Below are 26,171 nucleotides of genomic sequence, written 5' to 3' on the forward strand. Positions count from 1 at the left end.
AAACCTAGCATCAAGTCTCCCTTTTGCGAACCCTCGTGAACGGTGGCTCAGTCGCCCTGAGCCCAGGCATCCGCCGATTCTTCAAGGACCCAACCATGACCCAACGCATCAAGTACGCTGAGAAGTCCCCCGAGATTTTCAAGAAGTTCGTCGAGTTCCTCAACGCCATCAAGGAAGGCTCGATCGAAGAGCCGATCCGCAACCTGGTCGCGATCCGCACCTCGCAGCTCAACGGCTGCACCTTCTGCCTGGACATGCATGTCAAGCAGGCCAAGATCCAGGGCGAGCGCGAACTGCGCCTGTTGCACCTGGCCGCATGGCGTGATTCGACGCTGTTCATCCCGCGCGAGCGCGCAGCGCTGGCCTGGACCGAGGCGCTGACGAAGCTGTCCGAGCAAGGCGTGCCCGACGAGATCTACGAGCGCGTGCGCACGCAGCTGTCGGAAAAAGAAATTTCCGACCTCACGTTCCTGGTGATGTCCACCAACGCGTGGAGCCGCCTGAACATCGCCCTCAAGACGGTGCCCGGCTCTTCCGACAAGGTCTTCGGCCTGGACAAGGCCAAGCTTTCCTGAACCCATCGCACTAGGAGTACCCCATGAAAATCGTCGTGATCGGCGGCTCTGGCCTCATCGGCTCTAAAGTCGTCAACAAGCTGCGCGAGGCTGGACATGAAGTCGTCGCGGCTTCGCCCGCGTCGGGTGTGAACACCATCACCGGTGAAGGCCTGGATGCCGCCATGGCGGGCACGCAGGTGGTGCTGGACGTGGCGAACTCGCCGTCGTTCGAGGACAAGGCCGTGCTCGAGTTCTTCCAGATCTCGGGGCGCAACCTGCTGGCGGCCGAATCCAAGGCCGGGGTCAAGCACCATGTGGCACTGTCGGTGGTCGGTACCGACCGCCTGAGCGAGAGCGGCTACTTCCGCGCCAAGATCGCGCAGGAGGCGCTCATCCGCGATTCCGGCATTCCGTACACCATCGTCCATTCGACGCAGTTCTTCGAGTTCCTGGGCTCGATCGCGCAGTCGGGCGCCGACGGCGACTCCGTGCACCTGTCGCCGGCCTTCGTTCAGCCCATCGCGTCGGACGACGTGGCGGCGGCGGTGGCCGACTACACCCTGGGCCAGCCGCGCAACGGCGTGGTCGAGATCGCGGGTCCCGAGCGCGTTCGCCTGTCGGATCTGGTGGCGCGCTACCTCAAGGCCACCAACGACAAGCGCACCGTGGTGCCCGACGCGCATGCGCGCTACTTCGGCGCCGAGCTGAAGGACGACACCCTGGTGCCGGGGCCGAATCCGCGCATCGGTGCGCTGGACTTCGATGCTTGGTTCGCACTGCCCAAGGCGCCGCGCTGACGCGTCGCCGCAGCGCTGCCGGGGCTCCCTCGATGCGAGCGCCTCCGCCGCGACAGGCCGTCGAGGCAGGCACACACGACAGGCGTCCCCTGACGTGTGCGCAGTCTTGCCCCTCGGCGTTCGCGGCGGAGGTCGTGAGCTCCGGCCAGCAAACCGTCACCCGGCTCCATCCAGAGACATGACCGATACCGTCACTTCCCCCACAACGACCGTGCCGCAGGAACTGAGTGCGGTACGCCGCGGCCACTACCGGCTGGACCCGGTGCACACACGCGTGCTTTTCAGCGTGTCGCACTTCGGCATCTCCACCTACTACGGCGAGTTCCTGAGTCCTTCGGGCGTGCTCGACCTCGCATCGCCGCAACCCGGCGCGGGAGCGCTGACGGTGTCGGTGCCCGTCGCCAATGTCTTGACCTCGAGCCGCGTGCTCGACGAAGAACTGCGCAGTCGCGACTGGCTCGACGCCGAGCGCTTTCCGGCCATGACCTTCACGTCGACGTCGCCGGTCTCGCTGGCGGCCCGGAGCTTCCAGGTGGCCGGCAACCTGTCATTGCACGGCGTGACACGCGAGATCGTGCTGGATGCGAGCTTCGTCGGCGCAGGCGTCAATCCGACAAAACAGGTTTACACGATCGGCTTCGATATCCGCGGCAGGCTTCGCCGCGGCGATTTCGGCGTGATGGCTGCACTGCCTCAGATCGGCGAAGAGGTCGGACTGATCATCGGCGCCGCTTTCGAACTGGAGACGCCTTGAGGGGCGGGCAATGAATATGCGTCGAATCATTCCGCTCTTCGGCTTCCTGTGGATTCTGCTGGTCGCCTTCGACGCGAGCGCGCAGGACGTGGCTGCGGGAAAGCAGGCCTACGCTCAGTGCGCGGCTTGCCACTCGATCGACGGAAGCCATGGCGTCGGTCCCAGCCTGCAGGGCGTGATCGGGCGTCAGGCCGGCAGCGCGCCGGGCTTTCGTTTCAGTCGCGCCATGAAGGGTGCGGGCTATCCGTGGGATGCGAAGACGCTCGACGCCTACATCGCGAACCCGCAGGGTGCCGTGCCGGGCAACGTCATGCCCTATGCCGGGCTGGCGGATGCCAGGCAGCGCGCCGATCTCATCGCCTACCTGGCTTCGCTGAAATAGTCCGCAGGCGCGGTGCTCGGCGCGCCGCGTCCTTTCGTGCAACCTCGACCATGACCAAGCTGCAACCTCCCCCGGTCTCCCTCCTGAACAGGTACCGGGGACCGGAGTTCCAACCCCTTTATTCGACCAAGGTCACCGTGAGCGGGGGCGAGGCAGCACACGGACGCGCCTCGGGCGTTGCTCGCTCGAACGATGGATGCCTCGATATAGCGCTGCGGCTTCCCGTCGAACTCGGCGGCGGAGGAGGAGGGAGCAATCCGGAGCAGTTGTTCGCCGCAGCCTATGCAGCATGCTTCCATGGCGCGCTCAACTTGCTGGCGACTCGCAAGGGCATCCCTCTCGTGGACGCCCGGGTCGAGGTGTCGGTGGCATTCGGGCGCGATCCCATGGACGGCCTTTTCATGCTCACGGCCGACGTCGCCATCCACCTGCCGGGTGTCGAGAAGAGCCTTGCCGAAGAGTTGGTGCGCCATACCGAGCGGTTCTGCCCCTACGCGAAGCTGGCTCGAAACGGAATGACCAGCATCGTGGCGCTCGCCGCATAGCCGTGCCGGCCTTAACAAGGTTTGACAGGCTTTAACTGGCGTACGGAACGCCCTTTGCCCAGACTCCATCCATGGTTTCAAGAAGGACCGAGCCCATGACCGCACCGGCCCATGCCCTCAGGATCAACGTGTCGATCGCACATCACGACCCGTACGTCGCTACGGGCATCGCCGCGCTGCTGCGCTCCAGCACCGATTTCACCGTCCAACCCGAGAGCCTCGGCGAGGTCGACGTGGTGGTCACGGACTATTCGACCGGAATGCTTCGGGCTGCGGCACCGCGCCGCGGCGCAGCCAAGGTGGCATCGCTTCTCATCGTCAGCGAGCAGGACCGTGGGTGGCAGATCCGCCGCGCCGTCGACGCCGGCGTGCGTGGCTACCTTCTGCAAGACTGCTCGGCCAACGAACTCGCGGATGCGGTGCGTTGTGTGGCCGGCGGGCGCCGCTATCTGTCGCGGTCGGCGGCGGACCGGGTGCTGGACACGCTGGTCCAGTCCGTCCCGACTGCCCGCGAGTTCGAAGTGCTGCAGCACATGGCGTGCGGCCTGGGCAACAAGAACATCGGGCGGCTGCTCGGTATCAGCGAGGGCACGGTCAAGACGCACGTGAAGACGATCCTGGCCAAGCTCGGCGAGCAGACGCGCACGGGCGCGATCACCGAAGCGATCCGCCGCGGGCTGCTGGATGCCCGGCACCCTCTCGCCGATGCGCCGTTGTCAGCCTGAACACCTTTCCAAAGTCTCCGAGTTTCTCCGCCATGACACAAAACTCCATCATCTCTGTCCGGGTCCGGCATGCGGACCCGCTTGTCATGGCAGGCCTGGTCGCGCTCCTCGACCGGGAGCCGGACTTCGACGTGCAAGCCGCTTCGGACATTCACCGGGGCTGCGCCGACGTGGTCGTGACGGACTACGGCAGTGCAATGGGATTGCTGGCGGCCTCGCCGGAGACTGTCAACGGTGCAGATGCTTCGCTGCGGGATCTTCCTCGACCCCGCGTCGTGGTGATGACACGCCAGGACAAGGAGGGCGAGATCGCGCAAGCCATGCACAGCGGCGTGCGTGGCTATCTGCTCCAGAGCGCCGATCCGCTCGAACTGGTGGACGCCATCCGCCATGTGGCGCGAGGCGGCTCGCACTATCTCTGCAACCGCGCGGCGGCCCTGTTCGACAGCTGCCCCCCTCGCACCTGGCTGACCGCCCGGGAAGAGGATGTGCTGCGCTTCCTCGTCAAGGGCGATTGCAACAAGGGCATCGCGCGCAAGCTCGACATCTCGGCCAACACCGTGAAGGCGCACGTCGCCCGGATATGCGAGAAGCTGCACGTCCGTTCGCGTGCGCAGGTGGCGATCCAGGCCACGCAACGTGGATTGGTTCGTGCCTGACGCATCGGGCGAAGCCGGCTCGCGCGTCTGGCGCTTCGGATCGTTCTCGCTGTGGGAGGCGCAAAGGCGGCTTGAACGCCATGGACTGCCGATCCGCTTGGGCTCCAGGGCCTTCGGCCTCCTGCTCGAGCTGCTGAAGCGAGCGGGGGAGGTCGTCGGAAAGGACGAACTGCTTGCGGCGGTGTGGCCTGACGTCGTGGTCGAGGAAGCCAGTGTCCGCGTGCACATGTCTATCCTGCGCAAGGCGCTGGGCGAGCCCGACGACGGGAATGGCTGTGTCGAGTGGATTTCCAATATCCCGCTTCGCGGCTATATCTTCCTGGGCAGGGTCCGTCGTGAATTCGGCCCGTCCGAGGTCGTCGCACTCGCGGATGCTTCTGCCCCCATCGCGGAAGATGCAGCCGTATTGGCGGCGTTGCCCGTGCGCTTCTCCAAGCTGATAGGGCGCGACGTCGAGATGGCGCGGCTTCTTTCCATGCTGTCCGAGAGCCGACTGGTCACCCTGGTTGGGGCGGGTGGCGTGGGCAAGACCAGCGTTGCGGTGCGTGTCGCGGAGCGATACAGGGAGGTTCACGGTGGGAGCGTCTGCTTCATAGATCTGGCGCCATTGACTTCGCAGGACCACGTGCTGAGTACGGTCGCGCGCGCCCTGGGGGTGCGCGGCGACGTGCCGGACGTCGCTCAGGCCATCATCCAGCGCCTGGAAGGCACGCAAGCCCTGCTTTTGGTCGACAACTGCGAGCACGTCATCGAGACGCTGGCGCCGTTGCTCCACAGGTTCCTCGCGGCATTGCCGGACCTGCGCATCTTCGCGACCAGCCGCGAGGTCTTGCGCATCGAGGGTGAGCATGTGTCCAGGCTCCTGCCTCTGGCGGTTCACGAGGGTGCTTCCGTCTCGCTGGCCAGCGCCTTGGACTCACCGGCGGTGCAATTGCTCGTCGAGCGCGCCCGTGCGGCGGGCACCGATGCATTCGACGATGCGAGCGCGGCCCCGCTCGCACGCATCTGCCAGCAGGTCGACGGCATCCCGCTCGCCATCGAACTGGTGGCGGCACGTCTTGGCGCGCAGTCAGCCAGCGATCTCGCGCTGAGGCTCGACGATCACATGCGTCTTCATTCGACGATCCGGCGGGCCGTGCTGCCACGGCAGCGCACGCTCGCGGCGACGCTCGACTGGAGCGTGGGCCTCCTCGGCGCGCCCGAGCTGATGCTGTTTCGCAGGCTGTCGATCTTCCGTGCGCACTTCGATGCCGAGGCCGCGCTCAGCGTCGTGGCGAGCGATCTGGATCCCGACGTGGCTTCGGATGCATTGATCTCGCTGGCCAGCAAGTCCCTCGTGGTCTACGACGAGGAGAAAGGAGTGCACCGCCCCTATCGGCTGCTCGACACCACCCGGAGCTATGCCCAGGCACTCATGCTGCGCGCGGGAGAGCAGAAACTGGTGTCAAGGCGGCACGCGCGGGTGATGCTCGACCTGATGGGCAGCGCCACGGCCGACCTGGCCTCGCTCGATGCCCGGGAGTGGGTGCAGTGCTACGGCACGTTGCTGGACGATGTCCGCGCGGCCTTGGACGCCTGCGTGGCCCAGGACGAGGATCCGGACATCGCAGGGGCGTTGACCATCGGCTCGGCGCCGCTGTGGTTCCGCCTGTCGGAGGTCGGCGAGTACCGCGACCGGGTCCGGGCGGTATTGACCTATGTGCAGACGCTGCCGCGACCTGACCACCTGGCTGCCGGTTGGCTTCAACTGGCGCTCTACAACGCGCTGTGGCACACCGGCGGCAGCGTGGCGGACATGACGCAGGCCTGCGAGCGCGCCCTGGATGCCGCGCTGGAGTTCAAGGTGAGAACCCTCGAATTCCAGGCACGCTGGGGCTTGTGCGCGCTCAATGTCACGCGCGGCGACTATCCCTCTGCGTTGCAGCATGCCGAGGCACTGAGGGCCTATGCGCTCCAGTCGGAGAGCGAGGTGACGCGCAACCTGTCGCATCGCATGCTCGCGCTCGCAAGCTTCTTTTGCGGTGCCTTGGCAGAAGCGCAGACGCACGCCGAAGCCGCGATGGACGTCGATGCTGCCATCCGGCACAACCAGGGCAATACCTTCCAGCCAGATGCGCGCATCACGGCCATGGCCATCCTGGCCAGGACACTGTGGATCCAGGGCGACATGCAGTCGGCGATGAGCACCGCCCGGCGCTGTGTGGAGGAGGCCGAGGCACTGGGTCACGCGATGTCGCTGTGCGTCGCGCTGTTCTGGATCTGTCCCGTGGCGATCTGGGCCGGTGAGCGGACGACGGCGCGCGCATGGGTCGATGCGATGCTGCGCGAGACCCGCTCGAAGGGGCTCGACTACTGGCACGAATGGGCATCGTGCTACGACGACGCACTCAGGCTCGAGGAATTCGATGCCGCCGAGGAGCGCAAGGCCTACATCGAGCAGGTGGCCGGCAAGGCCCTCGGCATGGACATGCCACGCCGGGAGATGCTCGTGACCTTCTGCCCGGCATGGGTGGACGACGATCTGCTGGCGCGTGCGATGCGCGGAGGAGGGCAGTGGAGCGCGGCCGAGGTGTATCGGGCCATGGCCCGGCGTGAAGCACTGCAGGGAAATGCCGGCATGGCGGAGTCGCTTTGCCGGCAGGCCCTGGAGCTTGCTCGCGCGCAAGGCTCCCATGTCTGGGAACTGCGTGCCGCGCGCGATCTGGCCCGCATGGGAGATGAGCGCGGCAACGTTTCTGCCTGAGCTGGTCTCAGGTCAGCGATATGCCGCCGTCGACCTTCAGGTTGACGCCGGTGACGTACATGCTGTCGTCACTGGCCAGGAAGAGTGCCGCTTTCGCGAGTTCGTCGGGCCGACCCATGCGGCCCAACGGGATCGCGGCGGCCATCTCCTTGTCGAACGCCGGGCGCACGTCGTCGGAGATGCCGAGCTTCGCCAGGATGGGCGTATCGACCGGCCCGGGGCTCAGCACATTCACCCGGATGCCGCGCGCCTTGAGTTCCAGTGCCCAACTGCGCGCGAAGGCTTCGACGGCCGCCTTGCTGCCTGCATACACCGCATGGTTGTCCATGACCTTGGTGCCGGCGATCGAGCTCGTGAGAATGATCGACCCCTTGTCGCGCATGAGTGGCAATGCGCGGGTCACGCCAAAGAACACCGCGCGCGTGTTGATCGCGAACTGCAGGTCGAAGTTGTCCACTGTGACGGCCGCGGAGGGCTCGAGGATGGCCGTGCCCGCGTTCGCCATGTAGATGTCGATGGCACCGAAGCGGTTCTTGACGGCCTCTATCAGCCGTTCGTGCATCGAGAGATCGGCGACGTCGCCGACGAAGCCCATCGCATCCGGTCCGAGATGTGCCAGCGCGGCATCGACGGCGTCCTGGCGCCTTCCCACGATGGCGACGCGAGCGCCTTCGGCCGCGAAGGCCTGGGCTGTCGCGAGGCCGATGCCGCTGTTGCCACCGGTGATGAGGGCGACCTTGCCGGAGAGTCTTTGCATGAAGTTTCCTTGGTTGATGCAGAAGACTTCCATCTAGGTTCCCCCTGCCAATGAAGTAGTGGGTAGAAATGGAAACACTTGTGCCCAGGAGTCCGCAATGAAACCCCTCGATCACGCACCCGGCCTGGTCGCCTTTGCAAGTACGGTGGAGGCCGGCTCGTTCAGCGCGGCCGCACGAGTCCTTGGCACCTCACCGTCGGCGGTTTCCAAGGGCGTAGCGCGCCTGGAGCAATATTTCGGCGTGCGCCTCTTTCAGCGCTCGACGCGCGTGCTGTCGCTGACCCAGGAGGGCAGCGCCTACTACGAGCGGATTGCCCCCCTGCTGCGCGCGCTCGATGAGGCGAGCGATGTGGTGAAGCCTGTCAGCGGCGCTCGGGGATTGCTGCGCGTCACCGCCCCTGGAGATCTCGGGCGCATGTTTCTTGGGCCGGTGGTCGAGAGATTCTTGCCCCGGCACCTGGGCGTCAAGTTGGAACTGAGCCTGGCCGATCGGCAGGTCGACCTAATCCGCGAGGGCTACGACATCGCCATTCGGGCCGGCCGGATCGCGGATTCCGAGCTGACTGTGCGCCGTCTTGCCGAGATGCCGCTCGTGCTCGTCGCTTCGCCTGGCTACATCGCCCGCCGGGGCATGCCGGACTCGGTCGAGGCGCTGCGCGAGCACGCACATGTGCGCTACATGCTGGGCGGCAAGGCGTTTCCCATCCGATTCGCCGACGGCACGGTGCTGCACACAGACAGCGTGTTCGATGCCGACAACAGCGTAGCGCTGCGCATCGCGGCGCTGGGCGACCTCGGTGTCGCACAGGTCCTGCGCCTGTTCGTGCAGGACGACATCGAAGCGGGCCGGTTGGTCCCCCTGCTGCCGCGCCGGCCGCTGCCGCCCGTGTCCATTTCCGCCTTGCACGCGTTCGGCCGGCAGGCGCCGGCGCGCGTGCGCCTTTTCATCGAGTTCGTCGCCTCGGAAATCGCGCGACTGTCCTGAGCTCAGGGGCCGGCCAGCGGGTCGCGGCGGCAGGGCTGCAGCAGCGTCTGGCCGCACTCCGGGTAGGTCGGCGGGCCTTCGACATCCGCAAGGATGCCCAGGCGCACCACAGAGTCGTATCGTGCGTTGTGCAGTACGTACACCCGCTGCTGCTGCGTGAAGGTGTCGAACACGAGGCCGCCCGTCTGGGCCGGCGTGTCGATCCAGATGCGCAGCCTGGAACCCTTGCGGAAATAGTGGCCCATCTTGTTGATCTCGACGCGCGCGAAGACCGGGCGACCGGGCAGCAGTGGCATCAGTTGCCCCGGATCCTCGAGATGGATCGGCAGCAGCGGCGTCGACCGCGCGGTATCGAGGGCACGGTTGGACAGCCGCAGCCAGCCGCGCTGGACGTAGGTTTCCTGGCCGTCGGGTCGCAGTTCGGTGACCGTCACCTGGATGTCTGCGTCCCCGGCGTTGGCCATGATCCAGAGGTCGGCGCTGCCGGGGCCGTAGACCATCATGTCCTGCTCGAGGGCCGGCGAGGTGTAGGCCACGCTGGCCTTCTTCCAGTCGCCCGGCAGCGGGCCCCAGAAGGTGGTGCCGGCGACGTCGTTGACGACGACGCCGGTGCCAGGGTAGTCGAACACGTCGGCGGCGCCGGAGGTAAGCGTTTCGGAAAGAACATTGCCGGCGCCCAGGTGGAATTCCTTGATCGACAGGTCGGCTGGCTTGATTGGCCCCTTGCGTACGAGCCAGCGCGGCTTGGGTGAAGAGCGTCGCTCCAGCACGCTGTCACCGGTGCGGGATGCCTCCATCCACACCGTGGTGCGGGGTGTGTCGCGCTCGAAGCCGTTGTCCTGTCCTTTGACGAAGCGGTCCAGAAAGCGGATGGCCGTCTCCTGGAAAGCCTTGGCAAGGTACATGTCGTGCGGGCCGTTCGTCTGGAAGAGCCACAGCCTTTCAGGGTTCAGCTTGCTCTGGTAGTGGCTGCTGCGCGGCGTGATGGCCTGGTCCTGGAAGGCTTCCAGTGAAAGGACGGGGACGTCTATGCGATCCGCATGGCGCGCCAGGTCGAGGGTTTTCATGTATTCGTCGCGCAGGGGGTGTGCCACGGAGAGATGCATGCCCGAGTTCGTTTCTTCGGCCTCGAGGTTCTGCTCGACCTGCTTGAGGCAATCGGCGTCGCCTTCTTCCTTGGCGACCTCGGCGACGAGTTCGCTCCAGAAAGCACGGAAGAGCACTCGAAAGGGCGTCAGGAACCCCGGCGCCGGCACGCCGCCCGGCGCGATGGCGTCGCGGTAGTCCGTCAGCACCATGCCGGGGACGATGGCTCGCAGATGCGGCGGCCGGTTCTGCGCCGTCGCGACCTGAGACGAGCCGCTGTACGACGAACCGACCATGCCCACGCGGCCGTCGGACCATGGCTGCGCCGCGGCGAACTCGACGGCTTGCGCGCCGTGCAGGCCCAGCTGCGGGCGGATGTATTCGAGTCTGCCGTTCGAGCAGCCCGTGCCCGCCGCGTTGACCCCCATCACTGCGTAGCCTGCTTCCACGAGCCGCTTGTCGAGCTCGACGGACATGGATGTCTTGTGCCTGAGGTAGGGCGCGCCGCCGATGGAGCCGGCGTCGTAGCCATTGAGGGTCAGGATCACCGGAAACCTGCCGCTTCCCTTCGGTAGGAGAACGCTGTAGCGCAGCCGTGTGCCGTCCGAGGTCGTGATGTAACCGGTGTGGCGGGCGGACCAGAACGGCGAAACGCCCCCCAGGTCGGGGAAGGCGAAGGGGCGTGATGCGGGCAAGCCTGTGTCGGGATCCAGCTGGGGCTCCTGGCCGTGTGTCAGCGGCGCGACCATGGCGGCCGCCAGCGCCAGTGCGGCTGTGATGACTCTCTTCATGTCCTGTCTTGTCGGGATGTCGTTTTCTCGGGTGGCGCTTCTCTATCCAGGCGCGCCCGAAGCGTATCGCTTTCCGCCAGGAGGGCATGGACCGTCGCGGAGATCCCGAGTACGAGAAGGGCTGGCGCGTGCGCGTGATAATTCCGCGCTTTCGATCTGCGGCTGCGGGCGCCCTCCATCCCTTCATGCAATACAACCCTGCGCTCGACGGTGTCCGCGCCATTTCAGTGCTCGCCGTCGTCCTGTTCCATTGCGGGATACCGGGGGGCCGGGGTGGGTTCGTGGGGCTGGACGTGTTCTTCGTGCTGTCCGGGTTCCTCATCACCTCCTTGCTGGCGGCGGAGTACCGAAGCGGTGCCATCGAGGTCGCCCGCTTCTATGTGCGCCGCGCCATCAGGCTCTATCCGACCCTGCTGATCCTGCTGGCCGCCTACCTGGCGCTGGCTCCCTTCCTCTGGCCTTCGGATACCCAGTGGCTCGCCGCCACGCTCGCCGCGTTCTACATCTACGACTACGCGCTGGCCTTCTGGAATCCGACGAACACCGTGGGGCATACGTGGTCGCTCGGGGTCGAGGAGAAGTTCTACCTGCTCTGGCCACTTCTGCTGCCGCTGCTCCTGCGGACACGACGTCCCGTCATCTGGCTGCTGGCTGCATTCGCGGTGATCACGGCGTGGCGCTATGGCGTTGCGTGGGCGTGGGGATGGAAGCAGGCCTATTTCAGCTTCGATACGCGGACAAGCGGCATCGTGCTTGGTGCGATCGCAGCCCTGACTCAGTTCAGGGTCTCAAGATGGTCGTTGGCGGTTGCCCTTGGCGCACTCGCGTTGGATGTCGCACTGCCGTCGCTACCGATCTCGGATCAGGTCGAAGCGGTGACACTGCGCATTACCTTGGCGGAGCTCGCCGCCTTCGTGCTGATCTGCCATGCGGCCGCGAACGCGAGCAGCCGATTGCTTTGCTGGCCACCGTTGGTCTACATCGGCAGACTGTCCTACGGGATCTACCTTTGGCACTTTCCCATCGTCTCGCTATTTGCCAAGTCAACGTCTCCGTGGCTCAAGCTGAGCGTGACTTTGTCGTTGTCCGTCACCTTGGCTGCGATCTGCTTTCACGCAGTTGATGTGCCCCTTCGGAAGTGGCGAGCCAGCCGGAGCGAATCGTTTCGACTTTCGTAGAAGCCCTTTTTTGATTCGCATGTCCCCAAGATGGGAACTGATGAGTGCATCGATGTGACCGATCGCGATGTCATGACCTGCCCTCTTTAGACGTGCCGATGCTGAGTTGGCGAGTCCAAGGTTGTGGAAACTACTTGATCTCCGGTGTTTGCCCTGCATCGCCAGCGCGCTGGCGATGCAGGGCAGCGAAGCTGGCCGGCGGGATGCGCCCAGTGCTTCAAGCACTCTTTCCCGAACTTGCCGGAAGCTCTCGATGTAGGCGTGCTGAGTCGGGCATCCGGCATCGTTGAGCAGGTGCCGAACACGCAACGCCCGGTTGAGTCGTCGCTGTTCGTCGAATGCGGCCCGATTGCCGCGAGCCGTTGACCGACCTGACCTTGCGCTTGGGTGAAGTTTTCATGAATGCGCCAAGGGACGTGTGGCTCCCTGGGGACCGGTCCGAGCCAGGTACGTCCGGCCGTTGATCGCACGCCGGATCATTCCGCCGTGCGTCTGCGTCGCCTCCTTGCGCACACGGCGCAACTCATCGAACAAGCTCTCGGCGTCGATGTACTGGTGCTTCTGGGCTGCCGGCTACGCGTCTCAGTTCTGATTTGCCCGGCGGTTCAGTCGTAGAGGCTCACTGCGACCACTCGCAAGACCGCTCAGCTTCCGGCCGGCGCTCACAACTTGTTCAAAGCGGGGAGTGACTTCATCCGTCTGAAATAGGAAGGGATTTCCATTATGGAAATATTTTCCGTAAATTTCTTATGATCGCTTCGGGTCAGCCCCGCCGCAGCGGACACGGCCGGCCGGCATCGGCAGAGCGTTCGCACTCTGCGCCATCGATCAGAACGAGGAGACTCCCTTGGAACTTGCCAAATCATTGACTCTCCGGCTCGCCTTGGCGGCGGCCGTGACGCTGGCCGTGACTGCATGCGGAGGAGGAAGCGGAGGCGGGGGAGGGGTGCCGCTCACGGCACTTCCCGTGTCGCCGACAGCACCGAGCAACCCGACCGAGCCCGCGGGAGAAACACCGGTCCAGCCCACGGACCCGGTGGCCGAAGCCCCCGACGACAGCTTCGACACCTACTACAACGTCTGCAGGGGAACGAATCCCAAGTGCTACAACGACTGGGGCGCCTTTGCTTCGACGCCGGACCGGGTGCTGGTCTATTCGCGCACCGCGGGGCCGCGTCATGCCGTGCTGGGCACGCCGATGGGCGCTGGCCTGAACCCGGTGATGAACCCGGACAACGTGATGCAGGCCGGCTTGGTGCGCATGCTGTCGGCCGAAGGCATCATGGTCGACTGGACCGAAGACGTGGCGGTCCTCAGCAGCCGCATCAACAACTACAAGGCGATCATCTTCGCGAGCTCGAACCGTGACACGCTGTGGAACGGCGCGGTCAGCACGAGCCAGGACGCCGCGCGCACCGCACTGCGCAACTACATGCGCCGCGGCGGCGGCTTCGTCGGCCTGCACAACGCGTTCGGTGCGGAATACAACTGGCCCTACTACGAAGGCCTGCTCGGCAACGCGAACTTCTACAACCATGGGCCGAACCGTGCCGGTGATGTCGAGATCGTCTCGGACGACCCGTCGACGAAGGATGTGACCAAGCGTTTTTCCTTCCAGGACGAGTGGTACAACCTCATGCCCTTCCCCACGAAGGTGAAGTTCCTGGCCAAGGTCGACACCTCGACGCTGAAGCCGCTGACCGCGGCGCCGCATCCGGGCCATGCGGACTTCCATCCGGTCGCCTGGTGCCAGTACTACGACGGTGGCCGCGCGTGGCTCACGACCCTCGGGCACAACGCCCACTCGTTCACTGCGGACCTGTCGGGCGTGGGGGCCATCGAGTTCCAGAAGCTCGTGGTCCAGGGCGTCAAGTCGACCATGGGCCTCACGCCCTTCTGCACCGAATAACGATCGAGCAATTGGCTGCCAGGCCAGCTTCGCGCACCGCGGCCTGCCTGCGGTGCGTGCGGCCTCGCGCACATCCGTTTCCCAACTTCACCAGGTAGAGACATCCATGAAACAAAGATCATTGGTCACGCTGCTGGCTTCCTGCGGCGTGCTCGCATCCCCCTTGTTGCTCGGCGCCTGCGGCGGTTCGAGCGGCGGCGGCGCGCCGGTGCTGCCCATCAGCCCAGCCCCCGCGCCACCGCCAGCATCGAGCGCGCCGCCACCGGCATCGCCGCCGGCGGCCGCCGCGCCCGCGGCCAACCTGTCCGAGTGCTGCACGGCCGGCGACAAGGACTTCCCCAAGGTGGGCGGCAACCTGGGCAACCAAAACTACTCCAGCCTGCGCAAGATCAACAAGGGCCTCGTCGGCCAGCTGGGCGGCGCCTGGGTCAATCAGATCGAGGGCGGCATGACCACCGGCACCAACCAGAGCACGACGGTGGTGGTCGACGGCGTGCTCTACATCGAGTCCGCGCTGGGCAACGTGATCGCGGTGGACGGCAAGACCGGCCTCACCAAATGGAAATGGACCACGCCCTACGGTGCCATCACCCGCCGCGGGGTGGCGGTCGCGAAAGACCTGGGCCTGGTGTTCACCGTCGCCACCGGCAACCGCCTGGTGGCGCTCAGGACGGACACAGGCGCCATCGCCTGGATCAAGCAGTACCCGAGCGCCAGCACCGACCCCGACTACCAGGGCGCGCTGCAGAAAGTGGCGCTCGTCTATCACGACAAGCGGCTCTACCTCGGCACCAACGACGGCAACCGCGGTGCGGCGTTCTCCGCCGATGCGTTGACGGGCAAGGTGCTGACCTCGTTCTGGGGCGTGCCGCGCGCAGGCGAGATCGGCTACGACACCTGGGGCGGCGCCGCCGAGTCGGAACGCACCGGTGCGACCCCGTGGATCCATCCCGCGGTGGATCCCGAACTGGGCCTGGTCTACTGGACCTTCGGCAACGTGCGCGGCGGTTCGTCGCAGAACGGCTCCACGCGCCCGGGCCTGAATCTCTTCGCCAATTCGATCGTCGCGCTGGACATCAAGACCGGCGAGTACAAGTGGCACTTCCAGTCCGTGCACCACGACATCTGGGACATGGACAACGTGATGTCTCCCGTGCTCGCCGACGTCAAGATCGACGGGAAAGACCGCAAGGTTGTGATCTACGGCAGCAAGACGGGCATGTACTACATCCTCGACCGCAAGGACGGCAGCGCGCCGCTGGGCATCGACGAGGTGCCCGTGAAGCAGGACCCCCGCCAGGCCAGCTGGCCGACCCAGCCCTTCCCGCGCCAGGGCGCCTGGACCGAGACCTGCATCGTGGACCAGCCGCTGGGCACGGCGATCCCCGGCGATCCCAACCGCGCGGTCCCGAACTACGTGAAGGGCTGCCTCTACGACGCGCACTGGGACGTGCCGATCCTCTCCATTCCGGGACACGGCGGCGGCGCCAACTGGAACCACCAGTCCTTCAGCCAGCGCACGGGCCTGGTCTACACGGGCATGGGCTACGTGTCGGCGGCGCACTCGCTCACCGAATCGAGCAACGGCCTGCGTCCGCCGGGCACCTACATGACCGGTGCGGTCGTGGCGGTCGATCCGAGCACCAACCTCGTGAAGTGGAAGAAGCAGATGCCGTATTCGCTGGCGCACGGCAACGGCATCCTGAGCACGGCCTCCGACTTGCTGTTCATCGGACAGCCCGACGGCAACCTGCTGGCCCTGGATGCGCAGGACGGCAGCGAGCTGTGGCGCTTCCAGACCGGTGCTGCGATCAGTGCCAGCCCGGTCTCCTACGAGATCGATGGCGAGCAGTACATCGCGGTGTTCTCGGGCGGCACGGGCATCCCGTACGGCGATTCGGCACCGCGCGGCGACCGTCTGTGGGCCTTCAAGGTCGGCGGCTCCGTCGCTCCCGCGCCCACGCCGGTGCCACCCGTCGTGCGCCGGCCGGTGTCGGGCTCGGCGGTGGAGGGCGCGGCATTGCCGACCCCGAACACGGTGTTCCTGGCGCGCGTGCAGACCGCCGCGAACGAGCCGGGTACCACCGAATCGACGGCCGTGAATGCCATGACGCCGACCTTCATGCGCGTGCCGGCAAACACCACCGTGACCTTCACCAATCCGGGGACCAATGCGAACACGCACTGCGCCACGCAGTTCTTCGAAGGCCGGTTCGATTTCAGGCTGGCTCCGGGCCAGTCCGCGACCCACACCTTTGACATGCCGGGCGAATACTTCTACAACGACTGCCATAGCCCGCGCCCGACGGGCAAGATCGTCGTGTACTGATTCCGTTTCCCAACCCTCAACCACTGAAGGAGCAATGCGATGAAATGGTGCAAGCCTGAGTTCGAAGAGCTGCGTTTCGGCTTCGAGATCACGATGTACATCTCCGCGCGCTGAGCGCGGCCCCCGACGGCACCGGCTTCGCGCCGGTGCCGTCTTTTTCTTGTGCCCATGAAGATTCTGGTTCTTGGTTCGGGAGCGGGCGGTGGCTTCCCTCAATGGAATTGCAACTGCCGCCTGTGCGCCGGCCAGCGAACCGGGCGGATCCGGGCCCTTGCTCGCACGCAGAGTTCGATTGCCGTGTCGGCCGACGGCGAACGCTGGGTGCTGCTGAACGCGTCGCCCGATATCGGCGCACAGCTGCGCGCCTCGCCGGCGCTGTGGCCTCGCCATGGCCTGCGCGACTCCCCGATCGAGGCCGTGGTGCTGATGGATTCGCAGATCGACCATGTCGCGGGGCTTCTGAGCCTGCGCGAGGGATCGCGGCTGCAGCTCTACTGCACGCCCGAGTCCCATGAGGACCTCACCGGCAGCCTGCCGCTGTTGAAGGCGCTCGAAAGCTACAGCGGCGTGCGCTGGCACCCGATGCCGCTCGAACCCGGCGGTGGTGCGTGGCACGAGATTGCCGGCCTGCGCCTGCAGGCGGTGCCGGTTCCCGGCAAGGCGCCCCCTTATTCGCCGCGCCGGCAGGCCGAGGCGCGAAGCGACAACGCGGCCGTGATGATCGAAGACCCGGCCAGCGGCAGGCGCCTGTTTTATGCACCAGGCCTCGCACGCGTGGGCGAGGCCGAGCGCCGGAGCCTCGACGGCTGCGACACCGTGCTGGTCGACGGCACCTTCTGGAGCGAGGACGAGATGGTCGCGGCGGGCCTCGGCAAGAAGCACGCCGCCGACATGGGCCACCTGCCGCAGTGCGACGGACCGCACGGCCCGGGCATGCTGAGGGCGCTGGACGCCTGCGCCGCGCGCAGGAAAGTGCTCATCCACATCAACAACAGCAACCCGATCCTCGACGAAGACGGGCCGGAACGCGCCGAGCTCGTGCGCCGCGGCATCGAGGTGGCCTTCGACGGCATGGAACTGGAGATCTGACGCGTGACGCACCAGCAACAACAACAACAGCAGCAGATGCAGATGCAACAGGAGCCCTGGCCGCCGCAGGTCTTCGAGTCGCAGCTGCGCGCGATGGAGTCGCGCTACCACAGCCATCATCCGTTCAACCGGCGGCTCAACGCCGGCGAACTGCACCCCTTCCAGGTCCGGGGCTGGGTGGCGAACCGGTTCTACTACCAGTGCCGCATTCCCGTGAAGGACGCGGCGATCCTCTCCAACTGCGACGATCGCGCGACGCGCAGGCGCTGGGTGGTGAGGATGCTCGACCACGACGGGCACGGCGACCACGAAGGCGCCCATGCCGGTGGCATCGAGATATGGACCCGCCTGGGCCTCGCGACCGGCCTGCGCCGCGATGTGCTGGAGTCGCACGCGCTCGTGCTGCCGGGCGTGCGCTTCGCCGTGGATGCGTACGTCAACTTCGCGCGCACGGCACCCTGGCAGGAGGCCGTGATCTCCTCGCTGACGGAGATGTTCGCGCCGCGCATCCACAAGGACCGGCTCGCGGGCTGGCCCACGCACTATCCGTGGATCGACACCTCGGGCCTGGACTATTTCCGCAGCCGCATCCCGCTGGCCGACCGCGATGTCGAGCACGGCCTGGAGGTGGCGATGCAGTGGTGCACCACGCGCGAACGACAGGCCCGTGCCCTGCAGATCCTGGGCTTCAAGCTCGACATCCTCTGGGCCATGCTCGACGCGATCGAGAAGGCCTATCCCGACGACCTTGCGAAAGAGCAGCAGCCATGAGCGCATGGACCGACAGCGCGCAGCCGGCACTCGGCACGATGTACAGGATGCAATGGGAAGAGGCGCAGCAGTGCCATGTGCTGCTGTTCCCCGAGGGCATGATCAGGCTGAACCAGCCGGCGGCGGAGATCCTGAAGCGCTGCGACGGCAAGACCTCGGTCGCGGCGCTCGTGGCCGACCTGGAAAGCACCTTCGGCGAACCCGATCTGCGTGCCGACGTGCTCGAGTTCCTGGAGCAGGCCCGTGGACGCCACTGGATCCGCTGAGCGCGCCCGTGCGGCCGCTGTGAAACCGCCGCTGTGGCTGCTCGCGGAGCTGACCTATCGCTGCCCGCTGCACTGCGCCTTCTGTTCGAACCCCGTGGACTACACGCGCTACGGCAACGAACTCGACACGGGTGAATGGATCCGCGTGTTCCGCGAGGCGCGCGCCATGGGGGCCGTCCAGCTCGGGTTCTCGGGTGGCGAGCCGCTGGTGCGCGAGGACCTCGAGGAGCTCGTCGCGGCGGCGCACCAGCTCGGCTTCTACACCAACCTGATCACCTCGGGCGTGGGCCTCGTGCCGCGGCGCGCCCAGGCGCTGAAGAAGGCCGGCCTCGATCACATCCAGCTGTCGTTCCAGGACTCCAGCCGCGAGCTGAACGACTTCCTGAGCTCCACGCGCACCTTCGACCTGAAGCAGCGCGTGGCCCGCACGATCAAGGACCTGGGCTATCCGATGGTGCTGAACTGCGTGATGCACCGCTACAACCTGCCGCATGTCGAGCGCATCATCGAGATGGCCGAGTCCATGGCGGCGGATTTCCTGGAGCTGGCCAACGTGCAGTACTACGGCTGGGCATGGCGCAACCGCGAGATGCTGATGCCTTCCCGCTCGGCGCTGGCGGGCGCCGAAGCGGTGGTCGAGGCGCACCGGCCGCGCCTGGAGGGACGCATGAAGATCCTCTGGGTGGTGCCCGACTATGCCGAGGGAAAGCCCAAGCCCTGCATGGCCGGCTGGGGCAGCGTGTTCCTGGTGGTGGCGCCCGACGGCGTGGCTCTGCCGTGCCACAGTGCGCGAATGCTGCCCGGGCTGGAATTCCCCAACGTTCGCGAGCACGCCATTCCCAGCATCTGGCACGACAGTCCGGCCTTCGGTGCCTACCGCGGCACTGGCTGGATGAGCAGCACCTGCGCAAGCTGCGACGACCGGGACAAGGACCATGGCGGCTGCCGCTGCCAGGCCTTTCTGCTGACCGGCGATGCGGCTGCCACCGACCCGGTCTGCCCGAAGAGTCCGCGCCACGCGCAGGTCGAGGCCATGGTCGCGGCCGCGGCCGCGGCGGACGTGCGCGACAACGGCGGTACGCCGATCCGTTTCGTGCCGGGCGCCAGGCGGTCGGGCGAGCTGGTCTTTCGCACGGACGCCAATGCACGGGCGCAGGGCTGAGCGGACCCGCGTGTGACGCAGGGTCCTCGTCCGATCGTTCACCGGCTGCCGCTGGACGGCGGACATGTCATGCATGTCGAGGAGCATGGCGATCCGGCGGGCCTGCCGGCGCTCGTGCTCCACGGCGGACCGGGCTCGGGCGGCTCGCCGGTGTTGCGGCGCGACTTCGATGCGCGGCGCTACCGCATCATCTGTCCCGACCAGCGAGGATCGGGTCGCAGCACGCCGGCAGGCACGATCACGGCCAACACGCTCGCCGATCTGCTGGACGACCTGCGGCGCCTGCGCGATCACCTGCGCATCGAGCGCTGGCTCGTGGTGGGCGGCTCCTGGGGCGCCACGCTCGCATTGGCCCATGCGCTGGACCAGCCCGGCGTCGTGGCGGGCCTGCTGCTGAGGAACGTGTTCCTGGCGCGCGGCGGCGACATCCACGGTTTCTTCGCGCAGGCGGTACGCCACGGTGACCCCGAATGGCGCGCGTTGTGGAACGAGGCGTGGCAGCGGCAATGCCCGATCACCGAGGTGATCGCGCAGGTCCTCGCGCACGGAACGCCGCAGCGCCAGTGCCGGATCGCCGCGCTCTGGTTCGGGTGGGAACAACGCATGGCCACGGGAAGGCCCGCGCCGCAGCCCGACGACGCGACGCTGCAGCGGCTGGTGGCGCGCTACCGCGTGCAGGCTCACTACCTGAGGCACGGGTGCTGGCTGCGCGCGCCCGCGCTCCTGGAGCGCTGCGTCGCATTGCCCACGGTCCCCACGCTGATCGTGCATGGCACGCAGGACCGCCTGTGCCCGCCGCAGGGGGCCCGGGCGCTCGCGCATGCCTTGCAGGGGCGCGCCATCCTGCGGTGGGCGGCGGGCGCCGGCCACGACCCCACGCACCCGGCCATCGCCGCAGCCATGTCGCGGGCGTTGCACGACTATGCGGTCACGCAGGCCTTCAGCGGCGCCGCAGAACCCACGCCCGGCCTGCGGATCAGCGCAGGCGCTGGCTGAGCGGATCGCCGAACAGGACCAGCTGGCCGTCCTTGCGGTGCGTCCACAGCCGTTCGTTGCCGTTGCCATCGTCTGCAACGAAGAGCACCGAGTTGCCCAGGCGGCGGAAACCCTGCGGCATGGAATGTCGCGCCCCCGGCGCGATGTCTGCCACGGCGCGGGTGCCCGCTCGCGTACCGTCGCTGGTCCACGGCTCGACGCCGCTGGCGCTGCCGCCGTTGGCGGAGAACCAGAGGCGGGAGCCGACGACCGAGAGGCGCGCGGGCGATCCGTTCTGCGCGCCCGGCGCGATGTCCTTGACCAGGGCGGTCCCTGCGGCCGTCCCGTCGCTGCGCCAGAGTTCCGCGCCCGAGGCGCCGTCGGTCGCGGCGAAGTAGAGCCGGCCGCCCATGGCCGTGATCGGGCTGGAAATGGCGCCGGAGGGTCCCGGGCGGATGTCCTTCACCAGTGTGGTCCCGCCCTCGGTGCCGTCGGTCTTCCAGAGCTCGAGGCCGTGCGCGCCGTCGTCGGCGGCGAAGTACAGGGCGCGGCGGAGGGCCGTCAGGTGCGTCGGGCGGGAGGGCCCGGGACCGGGCCGCAGGTCTTTCACCATGTGTGTGCCGCGTGCCGTGCCGTCGCTCTTCCACAGCTCGGTCCCGTGCACGGCGTCGTGGGCGGTGAAATAGAGTTCGTCGCCCACCGCCGTCAGGTTCTGGATGCCCGCGTCCTCGGGGCCGGGCCGGATGTCCTTCACCAGGCGCGTGCTCTCGGGGGTGCCTTCGCTGACCCAGAGTTCGTGGCCGTGCTCGCGCGTGGTCGCGGTGAAGAACAGGCGTTGGCCGGCCACCGTGAGCTGGCGTGCCAGTGCGCGCGGGCCGGCTTCGATCGAGGACACGCGCACCGTGGTGGGCGCGCTGCCCGCCGTCTTCCACAACTGGAATCCCGAACGCCCGTCGTTGGCCACGAAGTACAGCGCATCGCGAAACACCGTCAGCTCGCTCGGCAGCGCGCTTTCCTCGCCCGGCTGGAGGTCGATCACCAGGGCGGTGCCCGCGGCGGTGCCGTCGGTGCGCCAGAGCTCGATCCCGTGCACGCCATCGGTGGCGGCGGTGTAGACATGGCCCTTGAACGCCGTCTGGCCGGCGGGGAAGGCGCCCCGGAAGCCCGGGCGGATGTCCTTGAGCATCGCGGTGCCCGCGCGGCTGCCGTCGGTGACCCAGAGCTCCTGCCCGCTTTCGGGATGGAAGGCGCTGAAGATCATTTTTCCGCGCAGCGGCGTCAGCCCCGTGGGCGAAACGAAAGCCAGCGGCTGGCGCTGCTCGGGCAGCACCTCGCGCTCGGGATCCTGCGCGGCTGCGGGCAACTGCGTCATGAACGCGAGCATGCATAGCAAGATGCGGCCGCGCCGCCGCAGGCCGGAAAAAGCGCAGATCGCCACCGCCTAGCCTCCGAACCATCGCGCGGGCGCGATGACCAGTTGCGGGAATGCGACCATCGCGAACAGGATCGCGAACTCGGCAATCATGAAAGGCACCACGCCGCGCGTGACGTCGTCCATCGAGATCTTGCCGACGCCGGCCACCACGTTCAGCACCGTGCCCACCGGCGGGGTGACCAGTCCGATCGAGTTGTTGATGATGAACAGCACCCCGAAGTACACCGGATCGATCCCCGCGGCCTTGACGATCGGCATCAGCACCGGCGTGAGGATCAGGATGGTCGGCGTCATGTCCATCGCCGTGCCCACGACCATGACGAGCACCATGATCGCCGCCATCAGCAGGACCGGATTGCCCATGAAGGGCTGCAGCAGGCCCACGACCTTCGACGGCAGGTCGGCCACCGTGATGAGCCAGGCGCTCACCATGGCCGCGGCGATCAGGAACATCACGATGGCGCTGGTCTTGGCCGCGCTCACGAAGATGCCGTAGAGATCCTTCCACGTGATTTCCCGGTACACCACCGTCGACACGAACAGCGCGTAGACGGCGGCCACCACGGCCGCTTCGGTCGGCGTGAACACGCCCATGCGCAGGCCCACGAGGATGATCACGGGCAGCATGAGCGCCCACAGCGCCTTGCGGAAGGTCGAAACGATCTCGGCCGAGGATTTGCGCGGCGGCGGCACGATCTTCTCGCGCCGCACCAGCCATGCCCAGGTGATCCACAGGGCACCGCCGATGAGCAGGCCGGGCACGATCGCCGCGAGGAACAGCTTGGAGATCGACACGTTGGCCGCCACGCCGAAGATCACGAGGCCGATGCTCGGGGGGATCACCGGGCCGATCACGCCGGTGGCCGCGATGAGGCCGCCCGCGCGTGCCTTGTCGTGCCCCGCGCTCACCATCATCGGCAGCAGCAGGGCGGTCAGCGCGGCGGCGTCGGCCACGGCCGAGCCGGAGAGCGCCGACAGCAGGCAGCCGGCCATGATGGTCACGTAGCCCAGGCCCCCCTTCACATGGCCCACCAGCGCGAGCGCGAAGTCGACGATGCGCTTGGACAGGCCGCCGACGTTCATGATCTCGCCGGCGAGCATGAAGAAGGGGACGGCCAGCAATGGGAAGCTGTCGGCGCCGCCGATCACGTTCTGCGCAAGGATCTGCGCATCGAACAGGTCGAGGTGCCACATCAGCGCCACGCCGCTGGCGAGCAGCGAGAACGCGATGGGAATGCCCATCGCCATGGCCAGCAGCAGGGTGCCCACGAAGACGAGGATGGTCATCGGCGCGCTCCCTGCGCATCGTCCTTCGCGCCGAGGATCTGCTGCAGCTGCACGGCTTCCTCCGACTCCTGGACCATCACGAGGTCGCTCTCGGCGATGCGCCCGGTGAGCAGGCGCAGCAGGTCGAGCGCCAGGATCAGGCCGGCGAGCACCGAGAAGACCGCGCCCGAGGCATAGACGATGGCCATCGACGCGCCGGTGACGGGCGCGGTCACGTCCCAGTTGATGCGCGCCTGCGCGACGCTGCCCTGGAACAGCAGCCAGACGATGTAGAGCATGACGACATGTCCGACGGCCAGGCAGACCTTCTTGCCCAGGGGCGGCAACTTCTGCACCACCATGTCCACGCCCAGGTGCCCGTGCTCCTTCAGGGCGACCACGGCGCCCAGGAAGGTCATCCAGATGAAGAGCCAGCGAGACACTTCTTCGGACACCGTGATGCCCGAGTTGAAGCCGTAGCGCAGCACGACGTTGCCGAAGACGAGCACGACCATCACCGCGAGCGCGGCCGCGATCAGCGCCTCGATGCCGCGGCAGCACCGCTCGATCCAGCGGCTCATGCGGCGGCCCGCGCTTCGGTCTGCCTGTGCATCTCCACCAGCGCGCGCAGGGCGGCCAGGTACGACTGGGGCCCCAGGCCCTGGATGGTGCCCTTGACCGCCGGCGAGATGATCGAGTGGGCGCGCCAGGTTTCGCGCGCGGCGATGTTGGACATGTGCACCTCGATGGTCGGGAAGGGCATGGCCTTGATCGCGTCGTGCAGCGGCACGCCGTGCTGCGTGAGCCCGGCGGGGTTGACCAGCGCGCCCTGCGCGTCGTCGATGTGCGCGTGAAGGAAGTCGATCAGGTCGCCTTCATGGTTCGACTGGAGGGTCTCCAGCGTCACGCCGAGTTCGCCAGCCAGCGCCTGCAGCCGCGCATCGATCTCGGCGAGCGTGGTCTTGCCATAGATGTGGGGTTCGCGGCGTCCGAACAGGTTCAGGTTGGGGCCGTGGAGGACGAGGATCTTCATGGAGGTGGGGCGTGCAGCAGTCATTGTTTGCGGATGCGGGCGAGCTCGTCGTTGTAGAGCTTGACGATGGCGGGGTCGTACTGGGCCGCGAACTTGTCGATCGCGGGCTTGGCGATCTCGCGCATGCGCACCTGCTCGGCCGCGCTCACCTCGTTGAACTGGGCGCCCTTGGCCTGCAACTCGCCCACGGCCTTCTGGGCCGCCGCCCGGCTGACCTGGCGCTGGTAGCCGCGCGCCTCGTCGGCGGCCTCGTGCATCATCTTCTGCTCGGCGGCGGACAGCGAGTCCCAGAACTTCTTGCTCACGAGCACGATGTTGGCGGCGTACACGTGATTGGTCGCGCTGACGAACTTCTGTACCTCGAAGAACTTGTTCGACAGGATCACCGAATACGGATTCTCCTGGCCGTCGACCGCCTTGGCTTCGAGCGCGCCGTAGAGTTCCGCGAACGGCATCGGCACGGGGTTGGCCTTGAAGGCCTTGAAGGTCTCCAGGAACACGGGGTTGGGAATGACGCGGATCTTCAGGCCTTCGAGGTCCTCGGGCCTGCCGATGGGACGCTTGCTGTTGGTGACGTTGCGAAACCCCAGGTCCCAGTAGCCGAGGGCCACGAGGCCTTTGTCGGGCAGCTTGGCGATGAGTGCCTGGCCCAGCGGACCGTCGAGCAGGGCGTCGGCCTGGGCGAAGCTGCTGACGGAAAAGGGGAAGTCGACCAGGCCGAACTCCTTGACGATGCCCGCGAGCGACGTGGTGGCCGGCGCCGACATCTGCTGGACGCCGCCTTGCAGGGCGGACTGCTGCTGCATTTCGTTGCCGAGCTGGGAGGCCGGGAACTCCTGCACCTTCATCTTGCCGCCGCTCTTGGCCGCGAGCAGTTCGGCGAAGCGCTTCACGCCGAAGCTCACCGGATGGTCGGCATTGTTGAGGTGGCCGAAGCGGATCACTCGTTCCTGTTGGGCCCAGGTCGGGGCGACAAGGCCGATGCACAGGCCGGCGACGGCAAGCGTACGTAGAAGTTTCACGGAAGGTCTCCAGAGGAAGGCAGAAGGACTGACTGCGGCGATTCTGGGTTTTCCGGAAAATCTTTCCATTATGGAAATCCCTTCCCGCGATCTGATAGAGTGATGCCGTCGAGACAGGCGGCTGGTCGCGATTGAACCGGGAGACATCAAATGAGCGAGATGCTGGGACGCAGCTTCAAAGTGTTGGAATATCTGGCGGAACACCCGCAGGGTGTTGCACTGTCCACGGTGGCCAGTGAATTGAAGATCCCCCTGAGCGCATCGCACCGACTGCTCACGGAGCTGATTCGGTGTGGCTACGTACGGCAGAACCTGATCGATGGCCACTATGTGCTGACCATCAAGCTCGTTTCCGTCGGCCTGTCGTTCCTGAGCAATTCGGGCATCGTGGACGTGGCCCAGCCGCTGCTGGACCAGCTCGCCGCCGCCTCGGGCGAACTGGTGCGCCTGGCGGTGGTCGACGGCGAAGACCTGACTTTCGTGGCCAAGGCGCAAGGGGCCACGCACGGGCTGCGCTATGACCCGGACATGGGCCTGTCGGTGATGCTGTCGTGCAGCGCCGCGGGGCATGCCTGGCTCTCGACGATGAGCGAGGACGATGCGATGGCCCTGGTGGCCAAGAAGGGGCTGGGCAAGCCGGAGGACTTCGGCCCGAAGGCGCCCACCACGCTCAAGGCCGTGATGGCCTACGTGAAGGCGGCCCGCCAGCGCGGCTTCAGCATGATCAACGAGGTCTTCGCGCCGGGAATGACCGCCATGGCCGCCCCGGTCTTCTCCGTCCACGGCGCGGTGATCGGCGTGGTCACCATCGCGGGACCGGCCGTCAGGCTGACGCCGCATCGGATGGAGGCGCTGGGGCCGGCGCTGCTCGGCACGGCCGAGGAAGTCGCACGCGCCAGTGGCGCCTCGGCGCTGTTCAAGAAGAGAGCCTGACCAACCCCAACGAGGAGACAAC

Annotated in this window: 26 protein-coding genes; 19 read left to right on the forward strand and 7 right to left on the reverse strand. The window is 66.8% G+C overall.

The genetic code is table 11. The annotated features are described in order from the left end of the window. Positions 1-95: 95 nt before the first annotated feature. The 8 genes from ABL843_RS32550 (at position 96) to ABL843_RS32585 (ending at position 7,162) form a co-directional block, all read left to right on the forward strand. Positions 96-575: a carboxymuconolactone decarboxylase family protein gene (locus ABL843_RS32550; protein ID WP_145760058.1), complete on the forward strand. Its 480-nt coding sequence runs from the start codon at positions 96-98 to the stop codon at positions 573-575. 23 nt (positions 576-598) lie between these two features. After that, the gene (locus ABL843_RS32555; RefSeq protein ID WP_418120835.1) at positions 599-1,354 is read left to right on the forward strand and encodes an SDR family oxidoreductase; all 756 of its coding nucleotides are present in this window, start codon (positions 599-601) and stop codon (positions 1,352-1,354) included. A gap of 178 nt (positions 1,355-1,532) precedes the next feature. Then, positions 1,533-2,108 carry a YceI family protein gene (locus ABL843_RS32560; RefSeq protein ID WP_418120836.1) on the forward strand — a complete coding sequence of 192 codons (576 nt, stop codon included), beginning with the start codon at positions 1,533-1,535 and terminating at the stop codon, positions 2,106-2,108. A gap of 10 nt (positions 2,109-2,118) precedes the next feature. Beyond that, positions 2,119-2,490, forward strand: a complete 372-nt coding sequence (locus ABL843_RS32565; RefSeq protein ID WP_369658960.1) for a c-type cytochrome — start codon at positions 2,119-2,121, stop codon at positions 2,488-2,490. A 50-nt stretch (positions 2,491-2,540) separates the two neighbouring features. After that, positions 2,541-3,035, forward strand: a complete 495-nt coding sequence (locus tag ABL843_RS32570) for an Ohr family peroxiredoxin (RefSeq protein ID WP_418120837.1) — start codon at positions 2,541-2,543, stop codon at positions 3,033-3,035. A gap of 95 nt (positions 3,036-3,130) precedes the next feature. Next, on the forward strand, positions 3,131-3,760 hold the full coding sequence (locus ABL843_RS32575) for a DNA-binding response regulator (RefSeq protein WP_418120838.1): 630 nt from the start codon (positions 3,131-3,133) through the stop codon (positions 3,758-3,760). Between the two features lie 32 nt (positions 3,761-3,792). Further along, positions 3,793-4,419, forward strand: a complete 627-nt coding sequence (locus ABL843_RS32580) for a LuxR C-terminal-related transcriptional regulator (RefSeq protein ID WP_418120839.1) — start codon at positions 3,793-3,795, stop codon at positions 4,417-4,419. Further along, positions 4,412-7,162, forward strand: a complete 2,751-nt coding sequence (locus tag ABL843_RS32585; protein ID WP_418120840.1) for an ATP-binding protein — start codon at positions 4,412-4,414, stop codon at positions 7,160-7,162. The genes ABL843_RS32580 and ABL843_RS32585 overlap by 8 nt, the downstream gene beginning before the upstream one ends. Positions 7,163-7,169: 7 nt before the next feature. On the opposite strand, the gene ABL843_RS32590 is transcribed toward ABL843_RS32585, so the two are convergent. Further along, positions 7,170-7,919: an SDR family NAD(P)-dependent oxidoreductase gene (locus ABL843_RS32590; RefSeq protein WP_418120841.1), complete on the reverse strand. Its 750-nt coding sequence runs from the start codon at positions 7,917-7,919 to the stop codon at positions 7,170-7,172. Between the two features lie 97 nt (positions 7,920-8,016). Here ABL843_RS32590 and ABL843_RS32595 point away from each other — a divergent pair, with 97 nt between their 5' ends. Further along, the gene (locus tag ABL843_RS32595) at positions 8,017-8,904 is read left to right on the forward strand and encodes a LysR family transcriptional regulator (protein WP_418120842.1); all 888 of its coding nucleotides are present in this window, start codon (positions 8,017-8,019) and stop codon (positions 8,902-8,904) included. Between the two features lie 2 nt (positions 8,905-8,906). Here the strand turns inward: ABL843_RS32595 and ABL843_RS32600 are convergent, their stop codons facing one another. Beyond that, positions 8,907-10,781, reverse strand: coding sequence for a CocE/NonD family hydrolase (locus ABL843_RS32600; protein WP_418120843.1), 1,875 nt, complete (start codon positions 10,779-10,781; stop codon positions 8,907-8,909). Between the two features lie 86 nt (positions 10,782-10,867). Here ABL843_RS32600 and ABL843_RS32605 point away from each other — a divergent pair, with 86 nt between their 5' ends. From ABL843_RS32605 to ABL843_RS32645, 9 genes are all read left to right on the forward strand, one after another. Further along, a complete protein-coding gene (locus ABL843_RS32605) occupies positions 10,868-11,959 on the forward strand; it encodes an acyltransferase family protein (RefSeq protein WP_418120844.1) in 1,092 nt (363 codons plus the stop codon). An 847-nt stretch (positions 11,960-12,806) separates the two neighbouring features. Next, positions 12,807-13,868, forward strand: a complete 1,062-nt coding sequence (locus ABL843_RS32610; protein WP_418120845.1) for a ThuA domain-containing protein — start codon at positions 12,807-12,809, stop codon at positions 13,866-13,868. A gap of 106 nt (positions 13,869-13,974) precedes the next feature. Continuing rightward, on the forward strand, positions 13,975-16,197 hold the full coding sequence (locus ABL843_RS32615; RefSeq protein ID WP_418120846.1) for a PQQ-binding-like beta-propeller repeat protein: 2,223 nt from the start codon (positions 13,975-13,977) through the stop codon (positions 16,195-16,197). A gap of 39 nt (positions 16,198-16,236) precedes the next feature. Continuing rightward, positions 16,237-16,311 carry a pyrroloquinoline quinone precursor peptide PqqA gene (gene pqqA, locus ABL843_RS32620; protein WP_080898329.1) on the forward strand — a complete coding sequence of 25 codons (75 nt, stop codon included), beginning with the start codon at positions 16,237-16,239 and terminating at the stop codon, positions 16,309-16,311. Positions 16,312-16,365: 54 nt separating this feature from the next. Then, entirely contained in the window at positions 16,366-17,286 is a 921-nt protein-coding gene (gene pqqB / locus ABL843_RS32625; protein ID WP_418120847.1) for a pyrroloquinoline quinone biosynthesis protein PqqB, read from the forward strand. 36 nt (positions 17,287-17,322) lie between these two features. Then, positions 17,323-18,057, forward strand: a complete 735-nt coding sequence (gene pqqC / locus ABL843_RS32630; protein WP_418120865.1) for a pyrroloquinoline-quinone synthase PqqC — start codon at positions 17,323-17,325, stop codon at positions 18,055-18,057. Continuing rightward, positions 18,054-18,323, forward strand: a complete 270-nt coding sequence (gene pqqD / locus ABL843_RS32635) for a pyrroloquinoline quinone biosynthesis peptide chaperone PqqD (protein WP_184642283.1) — start codon at positions 18,054-18,056, stop codon at positions 18,321-18,323. Before pqqC ends, pqqD begins: the two co-directional genes overlap by 4 nt. Beyond that, positions 18,301-19,485, forward strand: coding sequence for a pyrroloquinoline quinone biosynthesis protein PqqE (gene pqqE, locus ABL843_RS32640; protein WP_418120848.1), 1,185 nt, complete (start codon positions 18,301-18,303; stop codon positions 19,483-19,485). Before pqqD ends, pqqE begins: the two co-directional genes overlap by 23 nt. Positions 19,486-19,497: 12 nt before the next feature. Beyond that, positions 19,498-20,481, forward strand: coding sequence for an alpha/beta fold hydrolase (locus tag ABL843_RS32645; protein ID WP_418120849.1), 984 nt, complete (start codon positions 19,498-19,500; stop codon positions 20,479-20,481). On the opposite strand, the gene ABL843_RS32650 is transcribed toward ABL843_RS32645, so the two are convergent. The 5 genes from ABL843_RS32650 to ABL843_RS32670 all read right to left on the reverse strand — a co-directional run bounded on the left by ABL843_RS32650 (position 20,462) and on the right by ABL843_RS32670 (position 25,216). Beyond that, positions 20,462-21,832 carry an ELWxxDGT repeat protein gene (locus tag ABL843_RS32650; protein ID WP_418120850.1) on the reverse strand — a complete coding sequence of 457 codons (1,371 nt, stop codon included), beginning with the start codon at positions 21,830-21,832 and terminating at the stop codon, positions 20,462-20,464. The two genes, ABL843_RS32645 and ABL843_RS32650, sit on opposite strands and share 20 nt — an antisense overlap. 69 nt (positions 21,833-21,901) lie before the next feature. Continuing rightward, positions 21,902-23,182 (reverse strand): TRAP transporter large permease, encoded by a 1,281-nt coding sequence (locus tag ABL843_RS32655; protein WP_418120851.1) that lies wholly within the window; start codon positions 23,180-23,182, stop codon positions 21,902-21,904. Further along, positions 23,179-23,742, reverse strand: a complete 564-nt coding sequence (locus tag ABL843_RS32660; RefSeq protein ID WP_418120852.1) for a TRAP transporter small permease — start codon at positions 23,740-23,742, stop codon at positions 23,179-23,181. The genes ABL843_RS32655 and ABL843_RS32660 overlap by 4 nt, the downstream gene beginning before the upstream one ends. Next, positions 23,739-24,194 (reverse strand): type II 3-dehydroquinate dehydratase, encoded by a 456-nt coding sequence (locus tag ABL843_RS32665; RefSeq protein WP_184642287.1) that lies wholly within the window; start codon positions 24,192-24,194, stop codon positions 23,739-23,741. The genes ABL843_RS32660 and ABL843_RS32665 overlap by 4 nt, the downstream gene beginning before the upstream one ends. Positions 24,195-24,214: 20 nt before the next feature. Next, positions 24,215-25,216 carry a TRAP transporter substrate-binding protein gene (locus ABL843_RS32670; protein ID WP_418120853.1) on the reverse strand — a complete coding sequence of 334 codons (1,002 nt, stop codon included), beginning with the start codon at positions 25,214-25,216 and terminating at the stop codon, positions 24,215-24,217. A gap of 150 nt (positions 25,217-25,366) precedes the next feature. On the opposite strand from ABL843_RS32670, the gene ABL843_RS32675 reads away from it, so the two are divergent. After that, complete coding sequence (locus ABL843_RS32675; RefSeq protein WP_418120854.1) at positions 25,367-26,149, forward strand: IclR family transcriptional regulator; 783 nt, start codon at positions 25,367-25,369, stop codon at positions 26,147-26,149. Positions 26,150-26,171: the final 22 nt, after the last annotated feature.

The sequence above is a fragment of the Variovorax sp. 350MFTsu5.1 genome (assembly GCF_048302515.1).
In the GTDB taxonomy this organism is placed as follows: Bacteria; Pseudomonadota; Gammaproteobacteria; order Burkholderiales; family Burkholderiaceae_C; genus Variovorax; species Variovorax guangxiensis.

What these genes read in the sequence shown, in the direction of transcription:
- ABL843_RS32550 (WP_145760058.1), top strand. Translation starts at nt 96, where the DNA reads ATGACCCAACGCATCAAGTACGCTGAGAAGTCCCCCGAGATTTTCAAG.
- ABL843_RS32555 (WP_418120835.1), top strand. Translation starts at nt 599, where the DNA reads ATGAAAATCGTCGTGATCGGCGGCTCTGGCCTCATCGGCTCTAAAGTC.
- ABL843_RS32560 (WP_418120836.1), top strand. Translation starts at nt 1,533, where the DNA reads ATGACCGATACCGTCACTTCCCCCACAACGACCGTGCCGCAGGAACTG.
- ABL843_RS32565 (WP_369658960.1), top strand. Translation starts at nt 2,119, where the DNA reads ATGAATATGCGTCGAATCATTCCGCTCTTCGGCTTCCTGTGGATTCTG.
- ABL843_RS32570 (WP_418120837.1), top strand. Translation starts at nt 2,541, where the DNA reads ATGACCAAGCTGCAACCTCCCCCGGTCTCCCTCCTGAACAGGTACCGG.
- ABL843_RS32575 (WP_418120838.1), top strand. Translation starts at nt 3,131, where the DNA reads ATGACCGCACCGGCCCATGCCCTCAGGATCAACGTGTCGATCGCACAT.
- ABL843_RS32580 (WP_418120839.1), top strand. Translation starts at nt 3,793, where the DNA reads ATGACACAAAACTCCATCATCTCTGTCCGGGTCCGGCATGCGGACCCG.
- ABL843_RS32590 (WP_418120841.1), bottom strand. Translation starts at nt 7,919, where the DNA reads ATGCAAAGACTCTCCGGCAAGGTCGCCCTCATCACCGGTGGCAACAGC.
- ABL843_RS32595 (WP_418120842.1), top strand. Translation starts at nt 8,017, where the DNA reads ATGAAACCCCTCGATCACGCACCCGGCCTGGTCGCCTTTGCAAGTACG.
- ABL843_RS32600 (WP_418120843.1), bottom strand. Translation starts at nt 10,781, where the DNA reads ATGAAGAGAGTCATCACAGCCGCACTGGCGCTGGCGGCCGCCATGGTC.
- ABL843_RS32605 (WP_418120844.1), top strand. Translation starts at nt 10,868, where the DNA reads ATGGACCGTCGCGGAGATCCCGAGTACGAGAAGGGCTGGCGCGTGCGC.
- ABL843_RS32615 (WP_418120846.1), top strand. Translation starts at nt 13,975, where the DNA reads ATGAAACAAAGATCATTGGTCACGCTGCTGGCTTCCTGCGGCGTGCTC.
- pqqB (WP_418120847.1), top strand. Translation starts at nt 16,366, where the DNA reads ATGAAGATTCTGGTTCTTGGTTCGGGAGCGGGCGGTGGCTTCCCTCAA.
- pqqC (WP_418120865.1), top strand. Translation starts at nt 17,323, where the DNA reads ATGCAGATGCAACAGGAGCCCTGGCCGCCGCAGGTCTTCGAGTCGCAG.
- pqqD (WP_184642283.1), top strand. Translation starts at nt 18,054, where the DNA reads ATGAGCGCATGGACCGACAGCGCGCAGCCGGCACTCGGCACGATGTAC.
- ABL843_RS32650 (WP_418120850.1), bottom strand. Translation starts at nt 21,832, where the DNA reads ATGACGCAGTTGCCCGCAGCCGCGCAGGATCCCGAGCGCGAGGTGCTG.
- ABL843_RS32655 (WP_418120851.1), bottom strand. Translation starts at nt 23,182, where the DNA reads ATGACCATCCTCGTCTTCGTGGGCACCCTGCTGCTGGCCATGGCGATG.
- ABL843_RS32660 (WP_418120852.1), bottom strand. Translation starts at nt 23,742, where the DNA reads ATGAGCCGCTGGATCGAGCGGTGCTGCCGCGGCATCGAGGCGCTGATC.
- ABL843_RS32665 (WP_184642287.1), bottom strand. Translation starts at nt 24,194, where the DNA reads ATGAAGATCCTCGTCCTCCACGGCCCCAACCTGAACCTGTTCGGACGC.
- ABL843_RS32675 (WP_418120854.1), top strand. Translation starts at nt 25,367, where the DNA reads ATGAGCGAGATGCTGGGACGCAGCTTCAAAGTGTTGGAATATCTGGCG.